This is a genomic window from Staphylococcus sp. GDY8P72P, from assembly GCF_016890655.1.
Taxonomy (GTDB): domain Bacteria; phylum Bacillota; class Bacilli; order Staphylococcales; family Staphylococcaceae; genus Staphylococcus; species Staphylococcus arlettae.
The window spans coordinates 197205-213247 of sequence record NZ_JAFEQJ010000008.1; the positions used below are offsets into that span (position 1 = coordinate 197205).

Annotated in this window: 20 protein-coding genes; 11 read left to right on the forward strand and 9 right to left on the reverse strand. The window is 32.5% G+C overall.

Features of this window, described 5'->3' with window-relative positions:
- Positions 1–16: 16 nt before the first annotated feature.
- The gene (locus JVU85_RS04765) at positions 17–700 is read right to left on the reverse strand and encodes a DUF1129 family protein (protein WP_002508939.1); all 684 of its coding nucleotides are present in this window, start codon (positions 698–700) and stop codon (positions 17–19) included.
- A gap of 96 nt (positions 701–796) precedes the next feature.
- On the opposite strand from JVU85_RS04765, the gene JVU85_RS04770 reads away from it, so the two are divergent.
- The 4 genes from JVU85_RS04770 (at position 797) to JVU85_RS04785 (ending at position 2822) form a co-directional block, all read left to right on the forward strand.
- Complete coding sequence (locus JVU85_RS04770) at positions 797–1264, forward strand: GNAT family N-acetyltransferase (RefSeq protein WP_002508938.1); 468 nt, start codon at positions 797–799, stop codon at positions 1262–1264.
- Positions 1265–1304: 40 nt separating this feature from the next.
- Positions 1305–1538: an SA0632 family lipoprotein gene (locus tag JVU85_RS04775; RefSeq protein WP_225975808.1), complete on the forward strand. Its 234-nt coding sequence runs from the start codon at positions 1305–1307 to the stop codon at positions 1536–1538.
- A 325-nt stretch (positions 1539–1863) separates the two neighbouring features.
- On the forward strand, positions 1864–2160 hold the full coding sequence (locus tag JVU85_RS04780) for a hypothetical protein (protein ID WP_002508936.1): 297 nt from the start codon (positions 1864–1866) through the stop codon (positions 2158–2160).
- Between the two features lie 107 nt (positions 2161–2267).
- Positions 2268–2822 (forward strand): GNAT family N-acetyltransferase, encoded by a 555-nt coding sequence (locus JVU85_RS04785; RefSeq protein WP_021459165.1) that lies wholly within the window; start codon positions 2268–2270, stop codon positions 2820–2822.
- A gap of 54 nt (positions 2823–2876) precedes the next feature.
- On the opposite strand, the gene JVU85_RS04790 is transcribed toward JVU85_RS04785, so the two are convergent.
- The 4 genes from JVU85_RS04790 to JVU85_RS04805 form a co-directional block, all read right to left on the reverse strand.
- Complete coding sequence (locus JVU85_RS04790; protein ID WP_002508934.1) at positions 2877–3443, reverse strand: LOG family protein; 567 nt, start codon at positions 3441–3443, stop codon at positions 2877–2879.
- 14 nt (positions 3444–3457) lie between these two features.
- Entirely contained in the window at positions 3458–3907 is a 450-nt protein-coding gene (locus JVU85_RS04795; RefSeq protein ID WP_021459164.1) for a YaiI/YqxD family protein, read from the reverse strand.
- Positions 3908–3910: 3 nt separating this feature from the next.
- Positions 3911–4612: a hypothetical protein gene (locus JVU85_RS04800; protein ID WP_002508932.1), complete on the reverse strand. Its 702-nt coding sequence runs from the start codon at positions 4610–4612 to the stop codon at positions 3911–3913.
- A 282-nt stretch (positions 4613–4894) separates the two neighbouring features.
- The gene (locus JVU85_RS04805; protein WP_021459163.1) at positions 4895–5770 is read right to left on the reverse strand and encodes an undecaprenyl-diphosphate phosphatase; all 876 of its coding nucleotides are present in this window, start codon (positions 5768–5770) and stop codon (positions 4895–4897) included.
- A 312-nt stretch (positions 5771–6082) separates the two neighbouring features.
- Here JVU85_RS04805 and JVU85_RS04810 point away from each other — a divergent pair, with 312 nt between their 5' ends.
- Positions 6083–7720 carry an ABC transporter ATP-binding protein/permease gene (locus JVU85_RS04810; RefSeq protein ID WP_021459162.1) on the forward strand — a complete coding sequence of 546 codons (1638 nt, stop codon included), beginning with the start codon at positions 6083–6085 and terminating at the stop codon, positions 7718–7720.
- The gene (locus tag JVU85_RS04815) at positions 7717–9393 is read left to right on the forward strand and encodes an amino acid ABC transporter ATP-binding/permease protein (protein ID WP_021459161.1); all 1677 of its coding nucleotides are present in this window, start codon (positions 7717–7719) and stop codon (positions 9391–9393) included. Before JVU85_RS04810 ends, JVU85_RS04815 begins: the two co-directional genes overlap by 4 nt.
- Positions 9394–9499: 106 nt before the next feature.
- Here JVU85_RS04815 and mgrA read toward each other — a convergent pair whose 3' ends face one another.
- Complete coding sequence (gene mgrA / locus JVU85_RS04820) at positions 9500–9943, reverse strand: global transcriptional regulator MgrA (protein ID WP_002508928.1); 444 nt, start codon at positions 9941–9943, stop codon at positions 9500–9502.
- 227 nt (positions 9944–10170) lie between these two features.
- Here mgrA and JVU85_RS04825 point away from each other — a divergent pair, with 227 nt between their 5' ends.
- The 5 genes from JVU85_RS04825 (at position 10171) to mdh (ending at position 14159) form a co-directional block, all read left to right on the forward strand.
- Entirely contained in the window at positions 10171–11097 is a 927-nt protein-coding gene (locus tag JVU85_RS04825) for a CobW family GTP-binding protein (RefSeq protein ID WP_021459160.1), read from the forward strand.
- 33 nt (positions 11098–11130) lie between these two features.
- The gene (locus JVU85_RS04830; protein WP_204172104.1) at positions 11131–12039 is read left to right on the forward strand and encodes an aldo/keto reductase; all 909 of its coding nucleotides are present in this window, start codon (positions 11131–11133) and stop codon (positions 12037–12039) included.
- A gap of 16 nt (positions 12040–12055) precedes the next feature.
- Positions 12056–12358, forward strand: a complete 303-nt coding sequence (locus JVU85_RS04835; RefSeq protein WP_021459159.1) for a hypothetical protein — start codon at positions 12056–12058, stop codon at positions 12356–12358.
- 126 nt (positions 12359–12484) lie between these two features.
- Positions 12485–13102 (forward strand): DedA family protein, encoded by a 618-nt coding sequence (locus JVU85_RS04840; protein WP_021459158.1) that lies wholly within the window; start codon positions 12485–12487, stop codon positions 13100–13102.
- Positions 13103–13220: 118 nt separating this feature from the next.
- On the forward strand, positions 13221–14159 hold the full coding sequence (gene mdh / locus JVU85_RS04845) for a malate dehydrogenase (RefSeq protein ID WP_021459157.1): 939 nt from the start codon (positions 13221–13223) through the stop codon (positions 14157–14159).
- A gap of 143 nt (positions 14160–14302) precedes the next feature.
- Here mdh and JVU85_RS04850 read toward each other — a convergent pair whose 3' ends face one another.
- The 3 genes from JVU85_RS04850 to JVU85_RS04860 form a co-directional block, all read right to left on the reverse strand.
- Complete coding sequence (locus tag JVU85_RS04850) at positions 14303–14581, reverse strand: hypothetical protein (protein WP_021459156.1); 279 nt, start codon at positions 14579–14581, stop codon at positions 14303–14305.
- A complete protein-coding gene (locus tag JVU85_RS04855) occupies positions 14578–15195 on the reverse strand; it encodes a DUF1361 domain-containing protein (protein ID WP_002508921.1) in 618 nt (205 codons plus the stop codon). The genes JVU85_RS04850 and JVU85_RS04855 overlap by 4 nt, the downstream gene beginning before the upstream one ends.
- 257 nt (positions 15196–15452) lie before the next feature.
- Positions 15453–15872, reverse strand: coding sequence for a PPC domain-containing DNA-binding protein (locus JVU85_RS04860; protein ID WP_002508920.1), 420 nt, complete (start codon positions 15870–15872; stop codon positions 15453–15455).
- Between the last annotated feature and the right edge of the window lie 171 nt (positions 15873–16043).

Genomic DNA, 16043 nt, shown 5'->3' on the forward strand with positions numbered 1-16043 from the left:
TTAACTCAGGCTATTTTTATAGGGAAGTATTTGAGTCTTTGTTCACTCGTCGATAATCGAAATAGGCAGCTATTGGTGTGATAACGAGTGAAATAATAATAAATGTCCAATTACTAATTAATAAATATGGGCCAAATGTCATATAAGATTGTGGCAGAAAAAATACATAAAAAATTGCACAGATTAATACAATAATACCACTGTAGTTTGCTAACCAAATCCAATTTGATTTGGTAAAACATTGGATTTGTACAGTTTTAAAAACCATCCATATAAATAAAAAGATAATAATAAAACCAATAATTAATGTAATTGGAAATGAATACAAATAAAATTTTTTAGCGCCGATAAAAAACCCAATAAACCCTTTTAAAAAGCAAAACAAACCAAAAAATAAGAAGAAATGTTCAACGATATATTTGAAAATATTTTTAACTGTTTCATTTGGCAGCTTTTTTAGCTCTTTTTTAGCATGTGCTTTCGGGTCGTGATCAAAGAAATCCAATGCATGTTCACCGTTATCTTCAGCCTTCAGCAACTCTTTTAAAATGCGATTAAGCATTTTTTCAGAATCATGAGGATTAACGCTCAAATCAGCTCGAACAAAAGTGGTATAATTGTCGAAAATATCTCTGTCAGTATTATTTAAACGCAGTGCCTTAACATTATTTTCACGCATCAATTTTTCAGTAGATTTCATTTGATTTTAACTATCCTTTTTATAAAATATTATAGTAAACACATTATGACTAATATTGAACAATAAATCAATATGAAGCGTAAAGAAAGGAATGACATGAAACAACTTACTACTAAAGATAAAAGTTTGATTAATCAAATGGCCAAAATTCAAGAAAGTGAACTTGCACAAGCTGCGAAACAACCAAGTCCATCAGCTTTTAAAATTGCACTCCGAGAAGAAATGATTATACATAGATTAAAATATTCTCGAGATATGATTTTATGTATAGCACATGAAGAACAAATGGCTGCATTTATATGGGGGCATTTTGATGAAGCAACAACGAGCGTGACGATAGAAATGATATACGTTGTCGAAACATATAGACACCAAGGCATTGCCACTAAATTAAAACAACAAATTGAACAATGGGCCATCTCAATGGGGGCACTTAGCATTCAAGGAACAGTAGATATAACAAATGAAGCGATGCAAAAGCTTAACGAACATTTGGGATATCATACACAAAAAGTTATCATGACCAAATCTTTACAATCCAAACATGAAGACAAGAAAGAATAATGATAAAATAACCTTAAGACAATAAGAACGAAGGAGCAATATGATGAAAAAATGGTTAGCGCTAATACTTGCTGCTACAATTACTTTATCAGCATGTGGCAAAAGTGACGAAAAAGTATCTTTAGAAAAAGATATTGATAAACTTGAAAAAGAACAAAAAAAGCTTAAAAAACAAAAAGAAGAAGTAACTAAAGAGCGTGATAAATTGAAAAAAGAAGCTGCTGATATTGAAAAAGAAATAGATGCAAAAGCTGACAGTGATAGTGAAGATTAAACGGCTAACACAGAAATCATGAAGATATTGCATCCTAAGTGAGCGAACGTAAATATCATTTTTGTATGATACATATGCGTAATTAATAGAAAAGTTATTTAATAATGATAACAAATTGTGTTACAATATTTTCATATTATGAATACACCACGTTTAATGAAGATAATAAAGGGTATTCAAGAGCATATATTAAAATATTTATGACACAAGACAGTTAATAATAACGATTATTTGGAAATTTATACTCTAAATTTTTCAAATCTATTAATAATGAATCAAATATAATGAAAACACAATTGAAATGCTATAGAAAGAAGGGAAAATCATGCATGAACAAGATTTTGATTTGTTAGAAGGTCGTGCGATTACTTTACCTGAATTGGGTAGAGAATTAGAAAATATTACTGGACGACAAATTAAAGATTCGACTGGAGAAATTAAACGTGTAATCGCGCATTTACCTAATTTTGAGTCAGATACGGATACTTTTGTAGCGACTTATCAGTTAAATCACCAAAATGATTTTATTGATGCTACGTTTACAGCACCAAAATCAGATAGAAATCGTTTGAAAGAGATTGCAGTTAATGTAGAATTAATTAGCTATATTACAAAAGCTTAAAATAAATGAGGACAATTTCACAACATTAGTAGCGCGATATGAATAAATCATAACGCGTTACTTTTATATAAACAGGAATAATTTAGACAAGTTTCGAGGTGTGAATGATGACAGTTTATATTGAGACAGAACGATTAATTTTAAGAGACTGGCGTGAGGCAGATGTTTTACCATTTCAACAAATGAATGCCAATCAACAAGTTAGAAGATTTTTCCCTAGCCTATTGAGTTATCGACGTTCAGAACTAGATCTAAAGAAAATGGATGATATCATTAAAGAAACTGGTGTAGGGTTGTTTGCGGTTGAGTTAAAAGAAACAAATGGATGGCTAGGATTTATAGGATTAAACTATGTTCCTAAAAATAGTAAATACAAGTTTATTGAGCTACCATTTTATGAAATAGGATGGCGATTAATTCCGGAAGTTTGGGATAATGGTATTGCGACAGAGGGTGCACAAGCAGTATTAAGTTATGCCAAGGAGCGAGGATTTGAGCATATATATGCGTTGGCAGCTGAGCAAAACGAGGCTTCTATTCGAGTGATGAAAAAAATTGGTATGGAGCAATTCGATTTCTTTGAGTATCCCGACTTAAGTAATTATCATCCGTTAAAGAGACATGTGAGATATCATATTCAACTTAAAGATATAACTAAATAAAACAAGGTACATGCACACATAGCGCGCGCTTGTACCTTGTTTTGTGCGCATTGATTAATCATACGTACGTACACCAAGAGCTTGATATTGATTGAGACATGTTAATAATTCTTCTTTTGTAGCACAAAGTGGTGCCAATGATTGATATTTTTGATCGATAAAACCTTCATCAATCATGTGTTGAATTAACTGTTGTAATGGATTGAAAAAACCATTGATGTTAAAAATTGCTATTGGTTTTTGATGGATGCCTATTTGAGACCAACTATATGTTTCAAAGAACTCTTCCAATGAACCAGCACCACCTGGAGCCATAATAAAAGCATCGGCTAACTCTGACATTTTAGCCTTACGTTCATGTAAAGAATCTACTAAAATGAGTTGGCTTACTTTTTGACTAGTAATTTCTTTCTCATCTAACGATTTAGGCATAACACCAATGGCTTTACCGCCTTGATCTAAAACACCTTGTTCAATAGCACCCATAATACCTACTGAACCAGCACCAAAAATTAGTTCGTAACCTTGTTTAGCCATATATTTTCCTAGGGCATAGGCTTCTTTAACATAAATATCGTCATTACCTTTACTGGCCCCACAATATACTGCAATTCTTTTCATGCATTTACCTCCTGCTAATCAAATTGAGTTAACACAGCTTGGAAGGCTGCATTAAAATCAGCTTTATCTTGCGCTGTGAACTTAGATGGCCCTTTAGTTCTACCACCACTGCGGCGATATTGAGCATGTGCATGACGCGTAGCTAATAATCCATCGATGTTGTCATAAGTAAATTGTTTTCCACTATGATGTAAGACGACGGCGACTTTATCGAGCAATAAACTAGCAAGACCATAATCTTGAGTTATAACAATAGCATCCGAGTTAGCTAACTGCACAATTTTATAATCCACTGCTTCAGGTCCATCATCAACATAAACTATTTTTACATGTTGTGGCTGGATAACTGTAGAATAATGACTAAAGCTGCGGACAATTGTAACAAAAATGCCTGTCCCCTTAGTCAATTCAATTACTGAATCGGTAACAGGACAAGCATCTCCGTCGATAATGATTTGTATCATGCGTTATTGTTTCTCGCTATCGTTGCGTTGTTTAATAACGCTTTTAGCATCGTAATTTTTATACTTTTCGAACTCTGCTAAACGATCTTTTTTGTTGTTATCCAGCGCTTTTGCTTCGGCTTTATGACGTTTATCGATATTCTTTTGCAAACGTTTATCCAATTTTGAAATATCTTTGCTGTTGTCTTTTGCTAGTTTTTCACCTTTTTTCTCTGTTTTATCATCAAGTTTTCCAGGTGTTAACCCAACTTTTTCCATATGCTTATTGGATTTTTTCATATTTTTAATACGTTCTTTCTTATTATCTTCACGTGCTTTGGCTTCTTCTTTATGACGTTTGTCTATTTGTTTTTGTAAGATCTTATCTAGCTTTTCTGCTTCTTTATAATCTGATTTAACAGCTTTAGCTTCTTGTTTTTGGATATAAGCAGGATCATGTTCTTTTGCGATTTGTCTTAACTGACGCTTTTCATCCATATTATGTTTTTTGGTAACCACGTAGTCTTTAGCGTTACCAGATTTATCAACAACAACATCTTTAAATTGAATTGATTTTGTTGCGACATTTTTTGAAGCTTTAGCTGTTGCTTCAGAAGCCTTTTTCACATCTGGATGTGATTTAATACGCTTACGCTCTAAAATTAGCGGAACTATTATAATTGGTACTACATTGATTAGTGTTTTCACTAATTGCTTTTTGTCCATACACGTTGCCTCCATATAAATATACTAAGTTATTATTACCCTATGATACCGTAAATTAAACGACATTTGTATTGAAAGCTATCTAAAATATAAATAGAAGAAATTTAAGGTTAACTGCAAGAGGGACAGGACGAGAGTGTTGTGTAATGCATGTATATAGGAGAGGGGACATAACGTAAAATAAGGTGGTCTATTGCCAATATGAAAAGAGGCTGGGACAATATTGATTGTCCCAGCCTCTGTCACACAATTTTTAATTAAAGGTATAATTTTGTAAAATAGTTATGCACCAGTAATGTTATGACCAATACCAAAACCAAAATACAAGATAGCAATAATAATTACTAAGATGATTCTATAAATTGCAAAAGGTAATAACTTAACTTTACTAATTAAGTGTAGGAATAATTTGATTGAAATTAAACCAAAAATAAATGCTGCTAAAAATCCTAAAATATAGAATGGAATTTGATTTGCATGAATAAATTCTATATTTTTAACTAGCGATAGACCACTAGCACCAAGCATGACAGGTACAGCCATCATAAATGTAAAGTCTGAAGCTGCTTTATGGTTCATTTTCATTAGCACACCTGTAGAAATTGTAGAACCAGATCTACTAAATCCTGGCCACATAGCAATAGCTTGGGACAAACCAATAATAAATGCTTGAACATAAGAGATTTGATCTACTGTTTTCGGATTTTTGACTTTTTTACTATACATGTCTGCTACAATCATATAAATTGCACCAACGAAAAGGCCAATCATAACTGTAGGTACGCTAAATAAGTATTTTTCAATGACATCATCAAATAGAAGACCTAAGATACCAGCAGGTATCATACCTACGACAATATGAATTAAATTTAGTCGTTTAGGCTTTTGGTCAACGCCGTCCAATGGTTCGGCTTTGTATTTACCAATATGTAACATTTCAAAATAGCGCTCACGGAAAACCCAAGCCGCGGCAAAAACGGAACCAAGTTGAATGACCACTTTGAAGGTGAAAGCAGATTCAGAACCTAAAAATTCTGTGGATTTCAACCACATATCGTCAATTAAAATCATGTGACCTGTAGAAGATACAGGCGCAAACTCTGTTAAACCTTCAACAATACCTAGAATGATACCTTTAATCAATTCAAGTATTACCATAATTTACCTACTTTCATCGTACTTATTAAATTTTATATACATTTTCCTTTTTCATAATAGCATAATGAATTTTAAAAATGTATTAGAATTACGCAATTTGGGACCAAAGTATGAGCAGTATACTTTATCATGTATCAAAGTTCCGTGATAGATAAACTAAGTACAGCTCAACTTTGTATTGACGTTGTTATCATAACATGTGCTTTGTATTGTGACAAAAATATGTATAGCAGTTACTTTTTTTGTGTAAATATAAAACGAATTAATTTAAAAATCGCTAAAACCATTTATAATATATTAAAGGTGATATTTGTGAAAAGATTAACAAAATTAGCGTTAGAATATAAAATTTTTCCGATTTTGATGTTTTTAGTCAGTATTTTACTCGCATTGACTGTAGTATTTCAAAATATAACGATAGGCGTAATTTTGGATAAAGTGCTGATTCAACAACAGTTTCAATTGACATCATTATTGATAACTATCTTTTTTGTATTAATTGCTCGAGCAGTGTTTAATATGTTGAATTTAGCAATTGGAGATACGATGGCTAATCGAATTAAAAATAATTTAAGGCAACAAGTTATTGAAAAAGCGTCTAAATCGCCTATAGGCAAGCAAATAAATGTGGTTACGGAAGGCATTGATGGCATAGCTCCGTTTTTTAGTAATTTTTTTCCGCAAGTATTTAAATCAATGATGATTCCAGTTTTTATTATTGGTGCTATGTTTTATATACATCTTAACACAGCACTTATAATGTTAGTGACTGCACCTTTTATCCCATTGTTTTATATCATTTTTGGGTTGGAAACACGCGATGAATCTAAAGATAAAATGACTTACTTAAATCAATTTAGCCAACAGTTTCTAAACAAAGTTAAAGGGTTAATTACATTAAAACTCTTTAATCAAACAGCTAGAACTGAGCAAGAATTGTATGAAGAAAGTACACATTTTAGAACTTTGACAATGCGTATTTTAAAAAGTGCATTCTTATCAGGCCTTATGCTGGAGTTTATTACGATGCTAGGCATAGGTTTAGTAGCTTTAGAAGCAGGATTAGGACTTATATTATTTAATAATATCGATTTTAAAACTGCAGCAATAGCTATTATTTTAGCTCCAGAATTTTACAATGCAATTAAGGATTTAGGACAATCGTTCCACAGCGGAAAACAAAGTGAGGGCTCAAGTGATGTAGTATTCGATTTTTTAGAAGAGCCGACGATAAATCCAGTTGCAAGACCACAACAACATGACATGTCAACATCATCGGTTGTTAAACTGAATGATGTAAGTTTTAAGTATGAAGATGCGCAATCGTATGCATTACAGCATATTAATTTGGAGATAACAAAAGGTGAAAAAATCGCGTTAGTTGGTCCTAGTGGCGCTGGAAAATCAACACTCGCGCAGATTATTACTCAGCAATTACCAGTTACTAATGGCGAGCTAACTGTGGCTTCTAGACAATTGCGTTTCGGCATATTGAGTCAAGCACCTTATATTTTTAATACTTCAATTAAAAATAATATAACAATGTTTAATGATGAAATTACTGAGGCACAGGTTTATAAAATGTTGAATTTAGTAGGCTTGAAAGAGAAAGTTGCTGCTTTTAAAGATGGTATTGATACACATATCGGTGAAGGTGGAGAAATGCTCTCAGGTGGAGAAATGAGACGTATTGAACTATCACGAGTTTTATTGTTACAGCCTGATATTGTCTTGTTTGATGAACCAACAACAGGGTTGGACTTACAGACTGAAACAATTATACAGGATGTTATTCATCGACAATTTCAAGCAGCAACGATAATTTATATTGCCCACCGTGATAGCACAATTCAATATGCAGACAGACGTGTTTATATTGAAAATGGTAGTGTGAAATTTATAGATCAGGTCATGTCAGTAGAAAATAAAAAGGGTGGTGAACCAGAGTGAAGCCACGAATTCATTTTAAAGCAGATAAAGATTTAATAAGTGCAATAGCAGTAGGCGTGTTAGGTAGTGTCGTTGCATTAGCTATGTTCTTTTTAAGTGGATACATGGTGACACAAAGTGCTTTAGGAGCACCATTATTTGCATTAATGATATTGATTGTATCAGTGAAATTATTTGGTTTTCTAAGAGCGATTTTTAGGTATGCTGAGAGACTGTTGTCACATCGTACAACATTTACCATGTTACGAGATGTGCGCGTGCAGTTTTTTAAAGGTTTAATTCCTGTGATACCAGATGTTTATAGAAGATTTAAATCGACTGAACTTTTATCTAATATGGTGAGTAGAATTGAAGCCCTACAAAATATTTATCTACGTGTATATTATCCTCCTGTAGTGATTGGGATAACGACGATTATATCTATAATTGTTATGTTTGCATTTTCATATACACATGCATTGATTATTTTTGTGAGTATGTTTATTACGTTAGGCATCGTGCCATGGTTAAGTGCTAAACGCGCAACCAAGATTAAAGCGTATAAAAATAAAAAGCAAAATGAATTTTTAAATCACTTTTATGACTATAAGGCAGGATGTGCTGAATTACAACGTTTTGAACAACAGCATAATTATAAAATGATGTTAGATAACTCGCTAACAGCATATAGTAAGGCGCAATTGAAAGAACAACGTTTTTTAACACTATACGACTTTATCTTAAATATTATTTCAATGCTTGCATTATTTTTCACATTGTATCTTGGAGTGGTGCAAGTACAAGAGCAACAATTTGATGTCGTTTATTTAACAAGTATTGTGTTAATGATGCTAACGTTGTTTGAACAAGCAGTACCTATGAGCAATGTAGCATATTATAAAGCAGATACCGATGATGCACTGTCGAAAGTCAATGAAGTAATGGCGCATCCAATAACACAAGGTACAGAACGTTTTTCATATGATGCTTCTCACCCTATAAAACTATCTGTACAAAATGTAGATTTTAAATATTGGAATCAATCCGTACCTGTATTACGTAATATTAATTTAGAAGTGGCTGAAGGTGAACATGTAGCACTCATTGGTCCTTCTGGTTCGGGGAAAAGTACAATATTACAATTGATGTTAGGCTTATATCAAGCCGAAGCAGGAGAAATTAAACTTAATAATCAACAGTTGCATAACATCACAAATGAGGACAAATATAAGCTGCTCAACGGTATGTTACAAACGCAACAAGTGTTTGATGGTACATTAAAAGAAAATCTCTTTACGTCTCAACCTGATAGTGTAATAAAAGAAACATTAGTAAAACTTGGCTTGGATCATTTTGCATTAAATACACCACTAACTTTAGTTGGTGATACTGTTTCAGGAGGAGAATTACAACGTATCGGCATCGCTAGATTATTATTAAACAACAAACCAATCTGGATATTAGATGAGCCAACAACAGCTTTAGACATTTATCATACAGAACGTGTAATGGATTTAATTCATAAATATGCGCAAACTCTAGTAATAGCAACTCATGATTTAAGACTGTTACCACAGTTTGATAAAATTGTAGTCGTAGTTGATGGAGAGATTATAGAAGCAGGTTCTTATGAAGATTTACTAGCACAACGCGGTTATTTGTATCAAATAATGACCTTAAATAAGTCAGTATAAATATATAGAGAGATCAAACAAGATTGTTTGACCTCTCTATATAAATAACTATATTTAATGATTTAATTTACATATCTTCCACTTTTAAATTTAACATGGGCAAAAATTATTTTGTTTTAACGTCAGTAAATGCAGTTATAACTTTATCAAGTAATCTGTTGAGTTCAGCAGATTCTGTTTCGTCTAATGAAGACGCAACTGCAACATCTTGACAAGCTGTATCCAATTCAGGACGAATGGACTCACTCTTTTCAGTTAAATGAATAAAGACTTCACGTTGATCAATTTCAGATCGCTCACGTTTGATTAGATCAACTTGCTCCATTCTTTTTAGTAACGGTGATACTGTGCCAGTATCTAATGCTAATTCAGTAACGACTTTCTTAACATTTACAGGTGATTCATTCCACAATATTGTTAAAACTAAAAATTGTGGATATGTTAGTTTATATTTTTTAAAGACATTATTTGAGTAGTAGCGATTTACTTGTCTTTGTGCATTGTATAAACTAAAACAAAGTTGCTCCTTTAAATTAAGTTGCTCAGACATTAAGTTCTCCTCCAGACATTCTATCCGTAATTTTTCTCTGTGTATCGGATTGGATCCGTCTATGTTGTATAGAATTCATTTGCAAACATACTTTTGTACTGTGCCATGCTAAAATAAAAAGTATAATTAAAGTTTAGAAGATATCTAATATTTTATCAAGTAAAAGGTCAATTATATGTTTAATTTAACTTTTGTGCAAACATTTGTATAAGAAATGAGTGGATAGTTTGAAAAATAATATAAATCATAAAATATCATTATCGATTGTAACAGGATTTCTCGGAAGTGGCAAAACTACATTACTTTATAATTATACAAAAAGATTATTAAATAGTAATGAGAATGTTAAAATTATTATTAATGAATATGGCGATACTGACTTTAATAGCCGGCTTGAGCAATCTAATGTGAATATATATTCTATTTTGAACGGTTGTGTATGTTGCGATTTAAAACAGGAATTATTAGCGAAACTAAAATATTTGATAAATCAAAATGATACGCAACATATTATTATTGAAGCAACAGGTATTGCCCATCCGATTGACATTATAGTAGCATGCCAAGATCCAGACATTGTAGATTATATTAAGCAACCAATGGTTATCGGTGTTGCTGATGCACCTAGATTTATACAACGAGCACAATATACTAATGAAACAATGGAACTTATGGAGGCGCAGTTATCTGTTTGTGATGTCATATTATTGAATAAAATGGATTTGGTCAATGAAGATAAAGCACAGCTCACAACGGCATTAAGCAGTATAAATGCTACAGCAAGTGTACATTTTACAGAGTATGCCAATATCGAGGAGTTAACGTTTGAATCAGTTGGACAACACTCGAATATGCACACATCATATCATGGTCATCATCATGGCATAGAAAGATTACATTATAAGTTTACATCACCTATAGATAGGCAATTGTTTTATCAATATATTTTACGGCTACCCGATAATGTTCTAAGATTAAAGGGATACGTGAAGTTTCGTGATGAGCCTGAAGTTACTTATGAATTTCAATATGCATATGGTTTGCCTGATTTTTTTGTTATTGAGGAAGATAAACCGTTAAATGTAGTCCTTATAGGAGAACAGTTGGATAAAGTAAGGCTGAGGAACGATTTGGAAATGCTACAATTTACGTAAAATATAAAATGTGAGATAAGGATGTGTCAAACGATGGATAAAGTCGAAATTAATCAATATGTTTCTTTTTCTAAAGTTATTCAAGGTTTTTGGCGAGCGCACGATTGGCAATGGACGCCGCAAGAGCTAAATCGTTATTTACACGAATTAGTAGAACGCGGTATAACGACGATGGACCATGCGGATATTTATGGAGATTATCGTTGCGAAGGTATTTTTGGTGAAGCATTGAAGTTGTCACCTGAATTACGAGATTCAATTGAAATTGTGTCGAAATGTGGTATTGTATTGCCTTCTGAACGGTTATCGTGGACGACAGGTCATCGATATGATCACAGTAGACAACATATAAAACAGTCTGTTGACCGTTCATTGCAAGAACTAAATGTAGATTATTTGGATTCATTATTGATACACAGACCTTCTCCATTAATGGACCCGAATGAAATCACTGACGCTTTAATGGATTTGGTAAAAGCGGGTAAAGTGAAATCTTTTGGTGTATCTAACTTTAATAAATCACAATACGATTTATTAAATCAATGTTTAGTGTGCGATAAATTGCATATAACTGTGAATCAATTAGAAGTTTCACCATATACATTAGACATTATGACAGACGGGACATTAAATTATATGCAACAAGATAATGTTAAGGTTATGGCTTGGAGTCCTTTAGCGGGTGGGAAGCTATTTGATTTAGCAGATGACAAAGTAAAACGAATTATGGCAATTATTGGACCGTTAGCTCAAAAATATCAAACATCTACTTCAAGTATCATAATGGCATGGTTAAATAAACATCCCGCAGCAATTTTACCTGTTATAGGTACACATCAAATCTCTCGGGTTGATGAGGCTTTGGCAGGTTTTGATATTAAACTGTCAGATCAAGAATGGTTTGATATTTATACTGCATCGTTAGGTCACGATATACCGTAAAAAAGGAGTAAGTATTATGGCTAATAATCAAGAACAACATTGGCAAAAGCAAAAGCAATTTGAACGAAATTTTATTCATTTCCCATTTCTGGGGTTTGCAGTAGTCATATTATTATTAAATATTGTTTATCCCGATATTAATATTATGATGGCGTTTTTTGGCTTGTTTTTCATATATAATGTTGGATTGTTATTTGTTTCATTTATTCGTCATTTTAAGCGCACTATGATTTTAACACTCATATTATCAATTATGGCTGGTAGTATATTTGGTTTGCTTATGTATTTATATGCAGCTACTAATAATTTATTAGGTTAGTTAAATATCATATTATTGCTGAGACATCGCTGTGCAACCTTTTATGTGAGCAACTAATGCTTTACTAAATGCTTTAGAGCACAGTATTTTTGAATTACAACAAAATTGGAGAAGTGAGGTTAATACATGGAACAGTGGATTACACAGTTCATGGAACAATTTGGCTATTTTGGAATAGCATTGCTGATATTTTTAGAGAATATTTTTCCACCAATACCATCTGAGATCATATTAACATTTGGTGGCTTTATGACGACTAAATCATCGTTAGGTTTTATAGGAGTGACAGTGGCATCTACACTGGGATCAATCATCGGTGCAATCGTTCTATACGGCATCGGTTTATGGATTGGCGAAGACAAGTTATATCGACTTGTAAATCGCTATGGCAAAATTTTACGTGTAAAATCAACGGATTTAACTAAGACATTTGATTGGTTTGAAAAATATGGATACTGGACAATCTTTTTCTGTAGATTTGTACCACTTATTCGTAGTTTAATTTCTATTCCTGCTGGTATTACCAAGATGAATTTTTCTGTGTTTGTTATTTTTAGTACACTCGGAACAATTATTTGGAATATGGTATTGATTTATTTAGGAATGAAAGTAGGTGGCAATTGGCATCAAATCGTCTATTATATGGATATTTACTCTAAAGTTATCTATGTTATTTTGCTACTCATTGTTATTTACTTTATATGGAAATGGCTAAAACGTGTTCGTAAAAATAAGCAAAAGTAATCATTTAAATTAATATATTTGAATAGATACAACTACTAATTGTCCTCTGAATGTTACGACGCCAGTGTTATAATGAAGTGAATGAAGAGCAGAGTTATACACTGGAGGAGAGCATGGCATGACAAAACAGAAAGTTTCGATTATAGGTGCAGGTAATACAGGCGCAACATTAGCATTTATTACAGCACAACAAGGACTAGCGGACGTAGTACTTATTGATCGACCAAAATCAGAAGGTCCGGTACAAGGAAAAGCATTAGATATTTTGGAAAGTAGCCCTATTTTTGGTTTTCATAGTAACGTCGAGGGAGCAGTTGACTATCAAGCTACGAAAGATTCAGATGTCGTAGTTATTACAGCAGGTGTTCCAAGGAAACCGGGGATGAGCAGAGATGATCTTGTTCAAACAAATGAAGCGGTTATGCGTGAGGTGACAGAGCAAATCGTCCAGTACTCACCACAATGTAAAATTATTGTCTTAACTAATCCAGTAGATGCTATGACATACACAGTTTATAAAGCATCAGGCCTACCGAAAAGTCATGTGATAGGGCAATCAGGTATTTTAGATACTGCACGTTATCAAACGTTTATTGCTGATGCATTAAATGTTTCCGTAAAAGATGTCAAAGGATTGGTATTAGGTGGACATGGAGATGACATGGTGCCATTAGTGCGTTCGACAAATGTGAATGGTGTGCCACTAGCTGAGTTGCTGGCACAAGACAAGATCGAAGCGATTGTTGAGCGTACGCGTAAAGGCGGAGCAGAAATTGTGGGATTATTGGGCACTGGCTCAGCATATTACGCACCTGCAGCTGCAATTTATAGTATGTTAGAAGCTATTATTAAAGATCAAAAAAGATTGTTGCCTAGTATTGCTTTATTAAAAGGTGAATACGGCTATCATGATATATGTTTAGGTGTACCAACAATTTTGGGTGCACAAGGTATAGAAAAAATTGTCACTTTATCACTGTCAGCAGATGAACAAGCTCAATTAGATACGTCTGCAAAAGCAGTAACAGACGTTAAAGCAGCATTACAACAATTTTAAATATGACATAAACGAGGCTGGTGCATTGATATGCACCAGCCTTGTTTAATATTGTACTGTATATACTTGTGTTTACACTTAGTACTCAAATGTACCAGAATTTTTTATTAAATTATAACAGTCGAGATAATGTAATATCTTAGTTATGTGATAACAACAATGCATACGTATAAAGCTACATATTCAAAGAAAGTTAGAATATACATATATTTTAATCTTAATTTAACGTTAAATGGTACAGCCCATTTAGAATAACGGTGTTCATAATACCATAATTGTAAGGCAAACAAGCCGATACCTAATGGAATTAACATCAAAATAATGCTGTGAAGTAATGAAAAACCAACATCATGTAGTAAATGCCCAATAATTAATTGTAGCACCACAATAACAGCGATTAAGATAATTATATTCAATGTCATTTCGCTAATCGTACTCCTTTCATAAACACAATGATAAGTAATTGCAATACCATCATGAGTACAATAAAAGCAAGTGTGCTTGGGTTTATTGCTTGTGCGACATCTTGTAACACACTTAGAGGCTCGTTAATTAAATAAACAGAATGAAATCTTAAAAAGCGCCCCATATATACACCTAGACCATTTAAAAACATCATTAATACAATGATTGTGTTATTTAACCATCGATATTGAGTGAAGTGATTGATTTCGATATAGATGAGCGTTAAACAATAAGTAGCTAAAGCAACTCCAGCTAACAAATACGTAAAATAAATCCATTCAATAATAGTTAAACCAGCGTAAAAATTAAAGCGGAATTGATTTAAATGAATTAAGTCAGTGACCATATAAAAGGTATTAGGAACCATAAAAATAAAGATTAGACTAAATATAATGAATAATGGCCATTCGAAAACTTTTTTAGGTTTAAATAAGTTCAGCAAATAGCATAATTCAAGTGGAATATAAGCTAATATTAAATTTAACGTCATAAAACTATAAACATCATTACTAAACAAAGAAATCGTCAACAGTGCAATAAAAGCAATGCGGGCAATATAGCGGGATTTCATAGTACCACCTTTCTTTTATTTGAGCTGAACTCAAATTTCTATATTATATATTTAAAGTAATTAACTAATTTATAAATACGAGATTCAATAATACTAGTTTTACGACGTGGAATCAATAAAAAAACAAAGAGGTACATTTTGAAGTATTATAATATATTAGTACTTGTGTTAATGAAAATGCATAAGTAAGGTGACCGATTTCACTACGTAGTTGGTTGTAACTGTATGGAAATCAAGTCACCTAATTAACTGAGTTATTATGCATCTAATAGATTTAATCCAATGTTATCATTATGTTTACGGTTAATATCTAAATTAGTCATCGTGATCACAATTTCAGCAGTTGCAGATACAATTGCTTTTGACAGGTGACCACTTAAAGTTTGGTATTGGTTCGTACCAAAAGTAGCATGTAAATGTGCAAAAGGTGTATCATCGATGTGAGAAATATTACCTAATAAACTAATTAGTTCTAATGGTTCGTTAAATGTTTGTTTTTCATATGTTTTCGTGTCTAAATTGTAAAAATTTAATTCGACCCCTTCGCAAGCTCCAATACCGCTAACTGTACCAAATTTACCATTTTGTTCACGTGCAACATCTGTAACGGCTGAGATGATATCTTCGCCTTGTTCTAAAATTAAAACGATTGTATTTCCATCAACTTGATATACCATATTGACCCTCCATAAAAATGATTTCATTACTATTATACATATAGATAACTATCAATTGTAATTTTATGTTTTAAAGTTTAAATTAACTATTGTATTAGTTATGTTAGATGTAATAAAATATTGTAATATTATGTAATATTGAGTTGAATTTGGATACAATAAAAAGTGAGT